The 13329-nt window shown below is 36.6% G+C and carries 12 protein-coding genes and 1 pseudogene; 5 read left to right on the top strand and 8 right to left on the bottom strand.

Going from position 1 to position 13329, the window contains the following annotated elements; all coding sequences use genetic code 11:
• Positions 1-185: 185 nt before the first annotated feature.
• Together H1P_RS02110 and H1P_RS02105 are read right to left on the bottom strand one after the other, a co-directional pair.
• Positions 186-551 (bottom strand): hypothetical protein, encoded by a 366-nt coding sequence (locus H1P_RS02110; RefSeq protein ID WP_144863662.1) that lies wholly within the window; start codon positions 549-551, stop codon positions 186-188.
• Positions 552-596: 45 nt separating this feature from the next.
• The gene (locus H1P_RS02105; RefSeq protein ID WP_144863660.1) at positions 597-941 is read right to left on the bottom strand and encodes a hypothetical protein; all 345 of its coding nucleotides are present in this window, start codon (positions 939-941) and stop codon (positions 597-599) included.
• A 232-nt stretch (positions 942-1173) separates the two neighbouring features.
• Here H1P_RS02105 and cdf31 point away from each other — a divergent pair, with 232 nt between their 5' ends.
• Entirely contained in the window at positions 1174-2106 is a 933-nt protein-coding gene (gene cdf31, locus H1P_RS02100) for a CDF family zinc efflux transporter Cdf31 (RefSeq protein WP_144863658.1), read from the top strand.
• A 223-nt stretch (positions 2107-2329) separates the two neighbouring features.
• Positions 2330-2662: a hypothetical protein gene (locus H1P_RS02095; protein WP_246141435.1), complete on the top strand. Its 333-nt coding sequence runs from the start codon at positions 2330-2332 to the stop codon at positions 2660-2662.
• A gap of 20 nt (positions 2663-2682) precedes the next feature.
• Here the strand turns inward: H1P_RS02095 and H1P_RS02090 are convergent, their stop codons facing one another.
• Together H1P_RS02090 and H1P_RS02085 are read right to left on the bottom strand one after the other, a co-directional pair.
• Complete coding sequence (locus tag H1P_RS02090) at positions 2683-4080, bottom strand: sugar ABC transporter substrate-binding protein (RefSeq protein WP_144863656.1); 1398 nt, start codon at positions 4078-4080, stop codon at positions 2683-2685.
• A 93-nt stretch (positions 4081-4173) separates the two neighbouring features.
• Positions 4174-4584, bottom strand: a complete 411-nt coding sequence (locus H1P_RS02085) for a pentapeptide repeat-containing protein (protein WP_144863654.1) — start codon at positions 4582-4584, stop codon at positions 4174-4176.
• Between the two features lie 787 nt (positions 4585-5371).
• Here H1P_RS02085 and H1P_RS02080 point away from each other — a divergent pair.
• A complete protein-coding gene (locus H1P_RS02080; protein ID WP_144863652.1) occupies positions 5372-7321 on the top strand; it encodes a DNRLRE domain-containing protein in 1950 nt (649 codons plus the stop codon).
• 206 nt (positions 7322-7527) lie between these two features.
• On the opposite strand, the pseudogene H1P_RS02075 reads toward H1P_RS02080, so the two are convergent.
• Positions 7528-7653: pseudogene (locus H1P_RS02075) on the bottom strand (type II toxin-antitoxin system Phd/YefM family antitoxin); the annotation flags it as partial.
• Between the two features lie 157 nt (positions 7654-7810).
• Between H1P_RS02075 and dcm the strand changes: the two are divergent.
• Positions 7811-9151: a DNA (cytosine-5-)-methyltransferase gene (gene dcm / locus H1P_RS02070; RefSeq protein ID WP_144863650.1), complete on the top strand. Its 1341-nt coding sequence runs from the start codon at positions 7811-7813 to the stop codon at positions 9149-9151.
• On the opposite strand, the gene H1P_RS02065 is transcribed toward dcm, so the two are convergent.
• Together H1P_RS02065 and H1P_RS02060 are read right to left on the bottom strand one after the other, a co-directional pair.
• Positions 9130-9804, bottom strand: coding sequence for an NgoBV family restriction endonuclease (locus H1P_RS02065; protein WP_144863648.1), 675 nt, complete (start codon positions 9802-9804; stop codon positions 9130-9132). The genes dcm and H1P_RS02065 overlap by 22 nt on opposite strands.
• A gap of 182 nt (positions 9805-9986) precedes the next feature.
• Positions 9987-10190: a hypothetical protein gene (locus H1P_RS02060; RefSeq protein WP_144863646.1), complete on the bottom strand. Its 204-nt coding sequence runs from the start codon at positions 10188-10190 to the stop codon at positions 9987-9989.
• 166 nt (positions 10191-10356) lie between these two features.
• Between H1P_RS02060 and bchD the strand changes: the two genes are divergently transcribed.
• Positions 10357-12387 (top strand): magnesium chelatase ATPase subunit D, encoded by a 2031-nt coding sequence (gene bchD / locus H1P_RS02055; RefSeq protein WP_144863643.1) that lies wholly within the window; start codon positions 10357-10359, stop codon positions 12385-12387.
• A gap of 154 nt (positions 12388-12541) precedes the next feature.
• Here bchD and H1P_RS02050 read toward each other — a convergent pair whose 3' ends face one another.
• On the bottom strand, positions 12542-13141 hold the full coding sequence (locus H1P_RS02050) for a Uma2 family endonuclease (RefSeq protein WP_246141432.1): 600 nt from the start codon (positions 13139-13141) through the stop codon (positions 12542-12544).
• Between the last annotated feature and the right edge of the window lie 188 nt (positions 13142-13329).

Genomic DNA, 13329 nt, shown 5'->3' with positions numbered 1-13329 from the left:
GAACAGTATTACTATCGGTTTCATACCTGTCTTGAACGAGTTGCTCATTGAGGGAAACCCAAGGGGCTGATTCTGTCGTTTCACGGCAGAACTTGTAAGCCCCGCCCAAGACCCCTAAAGGACTAGCGAAGCTGTCGCGCACTCGTTCGCTAAATCAGCAACGCCGTAAAGTGTAACCAATTAAATTACTTTTGAGACTCGCGCATTTTAGCTAATTCAATCCTCAAAGCAATCAGATCGTCTTTTAATTCTTGCAAACCAGAGTTAATATTTTCTTCGCCAGTGTTATTGGTGTGGCGATCGCTATCAGCAGAATTTTGTTGTCCGTTTCTTTGACGCAGCAAATTATCCAAAATTTTTCTGGCTTCTTGTTCCGTTATTTCTCCTTTAACTGCCCATTCTCTGGTTTTTTGATTTAATTCCATTTGAAGCTCCGAGATAGCTTCACTTCTTTTGTCTTGATTTTGAGCAGTTTCCACCAAAGAAGTTACTGCGCCTACAGCAACCCGAAAACCATGTTGTACGATTTGGGAAAGATTGTTGTTATTCATTTATTCGTTTATTGATTTCAAATTGTGATGCGAATAATTTTGTTATCAGTTATTTTCTAAATAGCGATCTATATCTTCCAATAACTGAGTTAGTTCTGCTTCGGTTGTGAGACGGATTTTATCATCCCTAATAGTTAAAAGAACTTTCGCAGCAAAAGGACTGGGATAAATATTGGGGTTACAAAAGACTTCTAAAAAAACATCCCCAGTGTAGCGGTATTCCATAGTAGCTTGAGGTTGAGGACGTTGTCCCCTTTCTCCTGTTGTTATAGCCACTGCTTTGAGACTTTGCATCAAAGTAGATAATTCTCGTTGTAAATTTTGGGCTGCTTCTGGGGTAAAGTTTATTCTGACAGAACCTTGAATTAAATTGAGAGCAAATTGATTCATAAGATAAAAATTAATGCAATATAGTTAATGCTAGAAGCTATCACCAGCGATACTATCAAATTTACTGAATAACCACATAAACTTTAATTTTTTATCAAAAAAATCGCAATAATTAATCAAAAACTACTAATATTCTTTCTCATTAAGAATGGTGTAACCTCTACAGATAAAGGCTTTACAGTGTTTTTCTGCTTATGATATATAGAGTAGCTGCTACTCTGACTCATTCTCAATGAAAGACAATCGTGCCAAAATTCGCCAAGTTTTAGGAATTACGCTGCTCCTCAATCTTTTAGTAATGATACTCAAAGCGATAGTGGGTTTTTCAACAGGCTCTCTTAGCTTACAAGCCGATGCCTTGCACAGCGTTACAGACAGTGCCAACAACATATTAGGTTTAGTCGCTAATAACTTTTCTTCTCCCCAACCAGACAGAGAACATCCTTATGGACATCAAAAATTTGAAGCTTTAGGTGCGTTGGGTATTGCTACTTTTTTAGGTATTGCCTGTTTTGAAATACTTCAAGGAGCTATAGAGCGAGTTTTTAGTGGTGAGAATCACTCGATTGCTGTCTCTTCTGAAGAGTTATGGATTTTATTAGTAGTGCTGGGGATTAATGTTTTCGTCGCATTTTATGAGCGAGAAGTAGGTTACAAAATTAATAGCTCGATTTTAATTGCTGATGCCAAACATACGATGAGTGATATTTGGGTCACTGTATTAGTAATGGCTGGTTTAATAGGAGTATGGCAAGCAACCGCTTGGAATTTGTCTCAATTGAACTGGATAGACGTTATTCTGGCTTTTCCCGTTGCTATTTTAGTTTTTCGTAGTGGTTGGGAAGTGCTACAAGATAATTTACCCTGGTTGGTAGATAAAATTGCGATTTCACCAGAAGCAATCTATCAGATTGTGATGGAAGTCCCAGGAGTAATTAACTGTCATGATATAGCCTCACGGGGAGTAGTGGGCAAACAAGTTTTTGTAGAAATGCATTTAATCGTTAATGCAACTGATGTAGCTGAAGCTCACAAAATAACAGAAGAAGTAGAAATACGCCTTAAAGCGACATATAGTCCTATCAGAGTTTTGATTCACGTCGAACCACCAGATTATCAACGCGATACTATTACTTTTGGCAGTCCAGAGCATTCTGCTAACTAAAACAAGATGGTTAGTGGTTATTCGTATCACAATACTTTTCGGATAAGCCTTCTTTGCTTATTGGAATGTTCGATAATTACTCTCCACTTCTCTACTTCCCTATTTTCCTACTCACAAAGTAATAATCGTTAGTTGAAACGTTTATCTGAGGAACTTTGATGATTTTCATTTCATCTATAGCTAATAAATTGTGATTAACAGTAAATTACAGAGGAAATTTAATTTGAGAATCTTGATATCTTTACTCAGCTACGGATTAGGAACAATGGTTTTTGCTTTGGCTACTTTTCCTGCTTCAGCAGAAACACCTTCACATACCTATCCCCCAGAGTATACTCAACAGTATATGAAAGATTGCATGAATACTTCTCTGGCAGAAGGATTAGCCGAACCAGAGGCTAAAAAGCTCTGTGACTGTACCTTGACAGAGTTTCAACAGCAATATTCTTTAGAAGCTTTTAAAGAACTCAATGCTAAAGCAGAAACTGATGAAACTGCTGCTAATCAATTAATTGAAGTCGGACAGCTTTGCTTTGAATCAATTTTGTATGAGTAATAAACCCCAACCACCAACAATTAATTTTCCCATTCGGCGAAAATTTCTTTAATTCTGGCGATCGCTTTATCGGCTGCTTGTTCTGGGGTAACGTTATTTAGCACGATGTTTTCTAAACTCTGACCCCAAATATTTTCTTTGAGAACGATACTATAAGCTGGACTGTTAGTCGGATAAATAGGGCGAATTTTACTTTTAGTTAGGGTTTTTGTAACTTCAGAAGTATGAGGATCGTTAGGATTAGTCCAGTAGGGATCTTTATACGCAGATTTATGAGCGGGGGAATGTCTTCCCGATTCTTTGAGAAAGTTATTAATTACTTCTAGCTTTGTTAAATAAGTCAGGAAGTCTTTAGCTACTTCTGGATTGGTTGCATCATGAAAAATAACCGCCTGTTCTACTAGAAAAATATGACGCATCGGTTCGCCATTGGGTTTATTGGGTAATTCCACAATTCCCAACTTATTACGATAAGCATCAGGATCGTGGCGTAATGCAGCAGGAATTGAAAGACTCGCGTTAGTAGTGGTTAAGATTTCCTGATTGAGAAACAAGCGATTATTAGCAGCATTATTCCAATTCACCGCATTTTGAGGAACAGATCCCTGTAAATAGAATTTTGTATACCAATCCAGACAGTTAATAATTCCCTGACGTACTTGAGGATCGTCTACTAATAAATTGCCTTCTGCATCAACAATCTTGACATTATAGGCTTCTAAAACGTGTTCAAAGGCTTGATAGGTATCTCCTGCTTCTACAGACATGGGTAAACCTATGGGATAAATATCCTGCTGGTGTTTCGTTCTTAAGTCTTCTCCGACATCAAGCCAAAATTGCCAAAAACCATCCCAATCTTGAGGAATATCGGCTTCTGTACGACCAGTTTTTTCGAGTAAATCTTTCCAATAATAGAGATGTAATGCTCCTCTATGAATCGGGACTGCGTAGTAACTACCTTTTTTGGTAACATTATTGTAGTAGTAGGCAGTTTCTAATGCTCCACTGTCATAAATTTCTTTGACTGGTTCGACAATATCGCTAACATCGATTAGTTTTCCTTCCCATGCCAAACTAGGGTTGAGAGTGCTTTCGGCTTTAAAACTAATAAAGATATCGGGAGTAATACCTCCTTGTAGAAATCTTTGCGGTTTTTCAGAACGCTTGTCCAAAGTATAAAAATTAATTTGTACTTTATTACCAGTTTCTTGCTCCCAATTTTTGACTAATTTTTTGAGAGCTTCATCTTCTTCTGGGTTGTAGCCTTTATCCCACCAAAGTTGTAAGACATTTTCTTCTGTAGATAAAGAAACTGGTGCAACTCTGGTTGTTGTTAGTTCAGTATTAGAATTACAAGCAATAGCTAGTAGAGAAATAGCGATCGCTAAAGCACAATAACTCAGTCGTTTTTTGATCATCTATACAATTAGCAATTAATAACTAATAATTAACAGTTAAAGATCGACAATTAACAATTAATTTAATTTTCTTTATTTTTGATTGTTTTCTTATTAAGCGATCGCTTTTCTTTTTTGAATAATCGTACGCTCTGGCATCATTGAACCATCAGGAAGGATTGCATTACTCAAATCTGCTCCTATCAGACTGGCACATCTCAAATCTGCTCCTAGTAAGTTAGCATAAGCTAATTCTGCCCCTCGTAAGTCTGCACCCTGTAAATTAGCACCGCGTAAATTGGCTTTGTATAAGTTAGCAGCAGTTAAATCGCTACGAGATAAATTAGCTTTGCTGAGATTAGCTGCGGTAAGCTCGACTCCTTCTAAAATTGCCAAACTAAGATTGGCATTACTTAAGTTGATTCCTCGCAAATCCAACCAACCAAGGTAACTATTAAAACAATCAATACCCCTAAAATCTCGTTTTCCCATTGCATATTGCTGTAATAATTCTTTAATATCCATTAGTCTTATTATCAATATTATTTGGACGCTTAAATTGAGTGTTAAGAGTCATGATTTTGCTCTTTTGTTTAAACTAGAAAGCGATCGGGAAGAACTAGGGATGATTATTTTTATTTGAGATAATTGGGAGATTTTGTGACTATTTTTGGCGATCGCTATATAAGAGCTTTTAAGTTAGGATAGTTTCTTATGCTGTTTAGTAATAAATACTCATCTCTTCCAAAGGATTAGACAAAAATCAATCAATAATCGAATTCAAGAGAGATAAAATTATTAGAAATTTAACCCTAGTTTTAGCCTCTTATATAACTTCCAAAGACTACTTTTAGGTCACTATTAATTATGATTAGAGGTCACTCAAGGCAAATCTAGACCAAAACTATGATGTTTAATTACCTCAATTGTTTTTTCAGAATTTGAATATTTAACTATTTCTAAAATTAGACTACCTTTTCTTAATTTTATTAAGCTACAAATAGTTAACAACACCTCACCATTTTTGTATTTTATTAAACAAAATATTTTTTGACTTGCTTTAATGTTTTTACAGCACGGATTAAGTGTCCGACAAATATTTTTTGATATATAAACTTTTATTTTTTTCTTTAAGGAATTATTAAGATTGTAAAATAAACTCTCAAAATCTATAAAACAGGAAGTTTATAGCCTTAAAAAAATACCAATAAAAATTACTCATTTTTAATCAAAGTTAACCAAAAATTATCTAATTAATGATACTAATTTTAGATAGAAACAAACGAAAATGTAAATTTTAGTTTAATCGATTATGGCTTTTACAATTAATCAAACTCCACGTCTCCAGATTGGTAATGCTCAACTAGGAGATAAGAACGATCGGGCTGCTCTAATCTGGCAAACTGTTGGTAACGACAGTGGCGATTCTTTTGTAGTCGAATATCGACCTGCAAATTCTAATCAAGCTTGGCAGGAAGCTCCTACCGCTGCATCTCTTGATACCAATTCTGGAGATCGTACAAATCACTCCACCACCATTACTGGCTTAGACTATAACTCAGAGTACGAATATCGAGTACAACATCTCCGAAATGGCTCTTTAATCGATACTTATCAAGAAAGCTTTGAAACTAGGCTAGCTCCAGGTGATACTACTCCATTTACTTTCGCTGCCTATGGAGATTCTGCATACATCAAAGGCAACAGTGGATTTAGAGAAGTACAGGGGCAAATCAATAACTCAGATGCAAAATTCGCCTTACTCTTGGGCGATAGTGCCTACAATAGTGGTACTCATTCAGAATTCGACGCTCGTTTTTCTCCCAAATATGCCCCAGAAGCGACAGACTGGGCAACCGAACACATTGATTATGCGACGATTGGCAATCATGAAGCTAGGACTAACAATGGTCAGCCTTATTTAGATAATTATGTGCTGCCCGAACCCAATGCAGCCCCAGTTGACGAAAAATCCTATTCTTTTGACTATGGGAATGTTCACTTCACAACTATTGATACCAATACCCTTAACAACTCATCGGCATTAGACAGAGAGCTTGATTATGCTGAAGCTGATTTACAAGCATCCGATGCCCAGTGGAAAGTTGTTTTTGCTCATCATCCTGTAGGTGGTGTTCCTGATAAAGGTGAAGATCCAGGTGACAATTACTATCGTCAGATGATACCTCGCCTGAACGCAGCAGGAGTAGACTTATTGGTTACTGGGCATTCTCATACTTACGGTTGGACTTATCCTCTTACAGGATATAACGGTAATGATGCTACCTTTGTTCGCGATACTGACAAGGAATATGAAAAAGGGGCAGGTGTAGTTCAGGTCGTCTCTGGAATGGGAGGTAAGAGCATTCGTAGTGGCGATTTTGATGATGCTCCGTTTGTAGCAGAGGGTTTCTCTGGTAGTACGAATCCTAAATCGGAACATGGTTTTAGCCTGATCTCCGTAACGGAAGATCGCCTAACGGTTGATTATGTCGCTGCTGACAATGGTCAAGTTATTGATTCCTTTGATGTTTACGACAATCCCGTTCCCGACCCCGATCCTGACCCCGACCCCGACCCCGACCCCGACCCCAATCAAACAGTTCAGACAACTTTTGAACAGGGAGTCAACGGTTATTCGGGGACAGTAGATACTTTTCTTCAAGAAGGTTCTCCTAATGCCAATAACTCTAATGCAAATTCTCTCAACATTGATGGTCGCGATAGAGGTGGAGAAGTTCAAGGTTTAATCCGTTTTGAGAATATTTTTGGCGATCAAACAGGACAAATTGCCTCTAATAGTGAAATTGTATCTGCTCGACTAGAGTTGGATGTAGATAATCGTGGAAGTAGCATCGAATTTCACCGTATGAATCAAGATTGGTCTGACACAGATACTTGGAATAGCTTGGAAGATGGAATTCAAGCCAATGATATAGAAGCAACTAGAACTAGTGATGCTGTAACAGGTTCAGTTGCTACTGGTGTACTATCAGTTGATGTTACTGATAGTCTCCAAGATTGGCAAGCTAATTCAGATAGTAACTTTGGTTGGGCAATCTTGCCTACTGGTTCTAATGGTGTTGATTTCGATTCTTCTGAAGGTCGAAATCAACCTCGTTTGGTGGTTGAATATAATGATGTTATTCAAAGTGGAGTTGGAAATAGCACTTTAAATGATGCTGATAACTTATTATTTGATGAGCCAAACTCAGAATCATTAGTGTTAAGTTCTAATGGAAGCGGAGAGACAGTTATTTAACTTGGGAATTGAAAAGAGCTAACTATAATTATTATTCTGATAGTGTAGCTCTTTAAAAGTTGTTTGATTTGAGATAATTGGGAGATTTTTTGACTATTTTCTGCGATCTCTATACAATAGCTTTTAAGTTAGTATAGTTTCTTATGCTGTATTTAGACTTTGCCGATCTACGAAATAATTTTGATCGGAGAACTTACAATTTTGAAGGATAAAGGTATTAATTTAACTAATGGTTTCCCTGCTTTTGCCATGACAACTTCTTTTCCAGCTATTACTGATTCAATTAAACGAGATAGATGGGTTTTAGCTTCATGGATATTTGTTATTTTCATTGTAATAGTTGAGCTACACTTAGTTTCAGTGTGCTTTAAAATAGTTACAAATATAAGACTATGAAGTGAGACTCTTATGTTTTAGCCATATTTTGTTCATATGAAGTATGCTTTTACTTATTGTAATCACTCTATTCAAGATTAATTGTTAGAAGTAATGACTAATTGCGTTCGTTTTATTGACTTGTTTGCTGGTATTGGGGGAATGAGAAAGGGTTTAGAAGATGCTTGTCACAAAATGGGAGTCTCTGCAAAATGTGTATTCACTTCTGAAATTAAAGAACACGCGATCGCCACATATCAAAAAAATTTTCTAGATAATAGTATTTATGGTGATATATCTCAAATATCCACAACAAAAATTCCAGAATTTGATATTCTTTTAGCTGGTTTTCCTTGTCAACCATTTAGTACAGCAGGAACAAGACAAGGTTTTTTAGATACTAGAGGAACTTTATTTTTTGAAATTGAGAGAATACTAGAAGCTAAACAACCTTTTGGTTTTTTATTAGAAAATGTAGAAGGTTTAGTTAAACACGATCGTGGTAGAACTCTAACGACAATTTTAAATAGATTAGGGAAACTAGATTATCATATAACTTGGAAAGTTCTAAATGCTAAAGATTTTGGAATTCCTCAAGATAGAAAAAGAATTTATATAACAGGTAATAAAAATCATCCTGTCTCTTTAGACTTTTCTAGTCAAAAAGCAATTTTTCTGAAAGATATATTTGAAATCGGGAAACCCATATTACAAACAGATTTAACTAAACGAATTTTAGCTCATTACCCAATTGATAATCTTTATGGAAAAGCTATTAAAGATAAACGAGGTGGTAATGATAATATACATAGCTGGGATATTGAATTAAAGGGTAAAGTTAATCAAGCTCAGAAAAATTTATTAAATAAATTACTAAAAGAAAGAAGAAGAAAAATATGGGCAGAAAAAAAGGGAATAAAATGGATGGATGGAATGCCTTTAACAGTTGAAGAAATATCAACATTTTATAACACTAACAATTTGTTTGAATCTAGCGAGCTTCAGAAAATGTTAGATGATCTAGTGGCAAAGGGATATTTGAAATTTGAACATCCTAAAGATTTAGTAGAAACAATTAACAATAATGGCAAAGTTATCAAAAAAAGACAATATAGAAAAGATTTACCAAAAGGATACAATATTATTGTAGGAAAATTAAGCTTTGAAATTAGTAAGATACTCGATCCTAACGGTATCGCACCAACTTTAGTCGCAACTGATATGGGTAAATTAGCTGTAGTAGATGGAAAGGGTATCAGAAAACTTACTATTCGAGAAGGCTTAAGGCTATTTGGATTTCCAGAAGATTACCAAATTAATTTACCAATAACGAAAGCTTTCGAGCTATTAGGTAATACTGTTGTTGTTCCTGTAGTAGAAGAAATTGCTGGAAGAATTATCATACAAAAGTTGATTTCAATCCCCAATCAAAGCTACAATCTTTGTCCAGTATGAGACAAATAGTTTTGCAATACTGAATTTAACCAATCATTACTTGATACCTGCGTTTTAGGATATTTCATAAGAGTTTGATGTAAAGCTTCTACAAACTCTAGTCTATTGTTAAATGGTTTAAATTTAGCTCTTTGGGAATACCAAGAAACAGGTCTTATATTATAGATAGTTCCTTGTTTAATTTGACATTTCATAGGATATTTATCAGATTTACCAGTTATTTGCCAAATCTTTTTTAGCCAAAGTTTTTCAATTTTAAACTGACCATCTAGAAGAAGATATGCAAAAATTAAATAATCAGCATCTAAACGATATGCTTGGGTTCTTAGTGAACGATTATAAGCCTCAAAATTTGCCACATCAAAGTTTGCAGAGCGACTATAATCAAAAGTCTTGACTTCTAATAAGTTTTTGATATTGGATTGAGAGTCTAGTAAGAAATCAGGGAACTCTTGAGTATTAGTTGGTGTTCTATACTCGATATCATTAGTTTCTAACCATTGAGCAAACCATTCTTGAAAAAGATCGCCAATAGCACTCTTTTCTCTGATGTTAACTGAGAGATTTAAAAATTCAAACTTGATATTACCAAAACTGTTAGTAATTTTGTTTTCAATTAGCAAGTCATAAATTTGAGCAGCAGTAAGAAACATGGGTTTAAAGAACAAAAAAGCTATTCATTGATATTGATAAAAATTAAATTCTTGATATTCAGCATCTATAACTGCTTGTTTACAATCCCAAGTTTTGATACCGAGATAGTTAAATTTAGCAATATCCTTAGCGTTAGTCGTTTATCTAATAAAATTATTTGCTGAGATTCCATTAATAAAATTTACCGTTGTAATCTTTTCATCACTCTTTGATATTTAATTTCGTCTTCTTCTGTCCAGTCTTCATCATCAGTTATTAAACTATCAATAAAATCTTTTTTCTCTTCTGGTGTAAGATGTCTGATTTTATGAGGTTTCTTAGGATCTGAGTTGATTTTTTGTAATTCGCGCTCGATTTTTTGTTCGATACTCATTTGTCTTTTCATATTCACTGTTTAATGATTTCTACAACTGAATTATACCTACTAGATTACCAAGCGATCGCAATATCTTGATAATAATAACTTTGCGTGAGCATTAACCTTTTGAACTAAAACCCCAAAATACACTAAAGTAAAAGACTACTAAGCTTTTTTACTTATACGCTTTTTGATGTCTGCTGTAACTACTAAACCCGTCAATCTCAATTTTCCCCTCACTGCTGTAGTGGGACAGGAATCTATTAAACTTGCATTATTACTGGCTGCTATCGATCCTCAATTGGGAGGAGTTGCGATCGCTGGTCGTCGTGGAACGGCTAAATCTGTGATGGCGCGGGGAATTCACGATTTACTACCGCCTATTGAAGTTATCAAAGATTCTCTCTACAATTGCGATCCGAGCCAACCTAGTCAATGGGATGATGATACAGTAGCCCAGTATGGCGATACCAAGTTAGAAGATATTCCCACCCAGATTATTAGTTCTCCTTTTGTGCAGATACCTCTAGGAGTTACTGAGGATCGATTGTTAGGTTCGGTAGATGTGGAAGAATCGGTAAAGCGAGGTGAGCCAGTGTTCCAACCAGGGTTATTGGCACAAGCCCATCGCGGAGTACTGTATATTGATGAAGTTAACCTGTTAGATGACCAAATAGCCAATCAGTTACTTACTGTTTTAACCGAAGGAAGAAACGTCATCGAACGGGAAGGTATTAGCTTTCAGCATCCTTGCAAACCGATTTTGATTGCTACCTATAACCCCGAAGAAGGGAATTTAAGGGAACACCTTTTAGATCGAATTGCGATCGCTTTATCCGCAGATAGTGTATTATCTTTAGAACAAAGAATTGAAGCTGTAAATCAAGCAATTAAATATGGTAACTCTCCCCAAGACTTTCTTAAAAGTTACCAAGACGAAATCGAAAGCGTTAAAACCGATATTATATTGGCGCGGGAATGGTTAAAAGAAGTAGAAATCACCCACGATCAGATTCTCTACCTAGTACAAGAAGCCGTAAGGGGAGGTGTTGAGGGACATCGCGCCGAGTTATTTGCAGTGAGAGTAGCTAAAGCAGCAGCAGCCTTAGAAGGGAGAAATAACGTTACCGCAGACGATTTACGCAAAGCAGTAGAGTTAGTAATTATTCCTCGTGCTACCACTATCGAAACACCACCAGAAGACGCACCCCAACCTCCCCCACCACCACCGCAACAGCAACAACCAGAAGATGATAGCGAACCCGATAACGACGAAGATGAACCAGAAGAAGAAGAGGAAGAAGAAGACAAAGAACAAGAACCACCTGCAATTCCCGATGAATTTGTGTTTGACATCGAAGGAGTAGTACTCGATCCTGAAGTACTTACTTTTGCTCAAACTATGCAGCGTCAGGGTAAATCGGGGGCGCGTAACTTGATTTTTTCTGAAGATCGCGGACGCTATATCAAACCCATGATACCTAAAGGGAAAGTTAAACGGATTGCCGTAGATGCTACCCTGCGTAGTGCAGCACCATATCAAAAAGCGAGAAGGAAACGCAATCCAGATCGCAAAGTAATCGTCGAACAAAGCGATTTACGTTCTAAACGCATGGCGCGGAAAGCTGGTTCACTGATTATTTTTGTCGTAGATGCTTCTGGTTCAATGGCTCTCAATAGAATGCAGTCAGCTAAAGGTGCAGTAATGCAACTTCTATCAGAAGCCTATGAAAACCGCGATCAAATCTCTCTAATACCCTTCCGTGGAGAAAGAGCAGATGTGCTGTTACCTCCCACTCGTTCAATTACAATGGCGCGGGGTAGATTAGAAACCTTACCCTGTGGTGGTGGTTCTCCCCTCTCTCATGGTTTAACCCAAGCTGTCAATGTGGGTATCAATGCACAGATGTCAGGAGATATTGGACAAGTAGTAATTGTGGCAATCACTGATGGTAGAGGTAATATACCCTTATCTCGTTCCCTTGGTGAACCGACCGAAGAAGACGCACCAAAACCCAATATAAAAGAGGAATTATTAGATATTGCGGGAAAAATTCGTGCTATGGGCATGAAATTGCTGTTAATTGATACAGAAAGCCGTTTTGTGACTACTGGCTTCGGTAAAGAGCTAGCCAAACAAGCAGGAGGTACATACTACCACTTACCAAAAGCTAACGATAGAGCGATCGCAGATATGGCAAGAGGTGCAATTTCTAATCTTTAATTTAATGAGGTGGGGTAATGCCCACTTTTCATTTTTATTTCAGATCAATTCCCAATTGGTTAGCAACAGCGATCGCTTAATAACTATTGATAAAATAAACAGGGAAAACCAATAATATTTTAATGGTAAGTGTTATGACGAGATAGGTCGATTACTAATTTAATTGCCGATAAAAATCTTCTTCAATGGTCAGGGGTGTTTCTGTTAATCCTCTGTTAATAAAGGCAATCAAAAAACTAGAAGACAGCTTGGGCATTGCCATACTGTTTTTTATTTCTACATATTCTGAATCGACCCAACGGTAAAACGTAATTTCGTTATTTTTCCACAACCAAACTTCTTGCACTCCCAAATACTTATACTTTTCTAAATCTGCAATTCCACCACTGGTATATGTAACCTCTACCGCCAGATCGGGAAGAGATTTATCTGTCTCAAAAGCAAAACTGTGGTCGGGTTCTTTACCAGCCAGAGGAGGATTTTTAAGAGTAGTCGAACCCATTGGAAAATAGACCAAATTATATTTACGGCAATAGGTTTTAATTAAACCATTAATAATTTCCGCTATCCTCTCATGACTTCTACTGGGAGACACGATTGTGATTACTCCATTCAAATAAGATGCTCTATAATCGATATCTGTTTCAACCAATCGTTCGTAATCAGACCAACTCATGTTACTCAAACTCAATATCTGATCCGACTGACTTGCGCGATCTCTATCCAGAGGAAGGTTTAATAAATCTGTAAACACGATTAGTAAAGATTAGAAATTCAACTAACTAATAAAATTATAAAGGAGCGGAGCTTCCGAGCTATAAGCTTGCTTGCCAATCAAACAGGGTAGACGACCCTACTCGATTATAGACAACGCAAAGGATTGGAGTTTTGAACTCAGTAGCTTTTATCTTCTTAAAGCTCCATTGTGCAACAACGCCCATT

Source organism: Hyella patelloides LEGE 07179 (assembly GCF_900659865.1).
GTDB lineage: Bacteria > Cyanobacteriota > Cyanobacteriia > Cyanobacteriales > Xenococcaceae > Hyella > Hyella patelloides.
Note: the sequence above shows the minus strand (reverse complement) of the source record. Positions and strands in the feature narration are given on the sequence as shown.

Bases quoted from the DNA above. Each gene is read 5' to 3' on its own strand.
- bchD (WP_144863643.1), top strand. From the start codon at position 10,357: ATGTCTGCTGTAACTACTAAACCCGTCAATCTCAATTTTCCCCTCACT.
- dcm (WP_144863650.1), top strand. From the start codon at position 7,811: ATGACTAATTGCGTTCGTTTTATTGACTTGTTTGCTGGTATTGGGGGA.
- H1P_RS02110 (WP_144863662.1), bottom strand. From the start codon at position 551: ATGAATAACAACAATCTTTCCCAAATCGTACAACATGGTTTTCGGGTT.
- H1P_RS02065 (WP_144863648.1), bottom strand. From the start codon at position 9,804: ATGTTTCTTACTGCTGCTCAAATTTATGACTTGCTAATTGAAAACAAA.
- H1P_RS02105 (WP_144863660.1), bottom strand. From the start codon at position 941: ATGAATCAATTTGCTCTCAATTTAATTCAAGGTTCTGTCAGAATAAAC.
- H1P_RS02080 (WP_144863652.1), top strand. From the start codon at position 5,372: ATGGCTTTTACAATTAATCAAACTCCACGTCTCCAGATTGGTAATGCT.
- cdf31 (WP_144863658.1), top strand. From the start codon at position 1,174: ATGAAAGACAATCGTGCCAAAATTCGCCAAGTTTTAGGAATTACGCTG.
- H1P_RS02085 (WP_144863654.1), bottom strand. From the start codon at position 4,584: ATGGATATTAAAGAATTATTACAGCAATATGCAATGGGAAAACGAGAT.
- H1P_RS02090 (WP_144863656.1), bottom strand. From the start codon at position 4,080: ATGATCAAAAAACGACTGAGTTATTGTGCTTTAGCGATCGCTATTTCT.
- H1P_RS02060 (WP_144863646.1), bottom strand. From the start codon at position 10,190: ATGAAAAGACAAATGAGTATCGAACAAAAAATCGAGCGCGAATTACAA.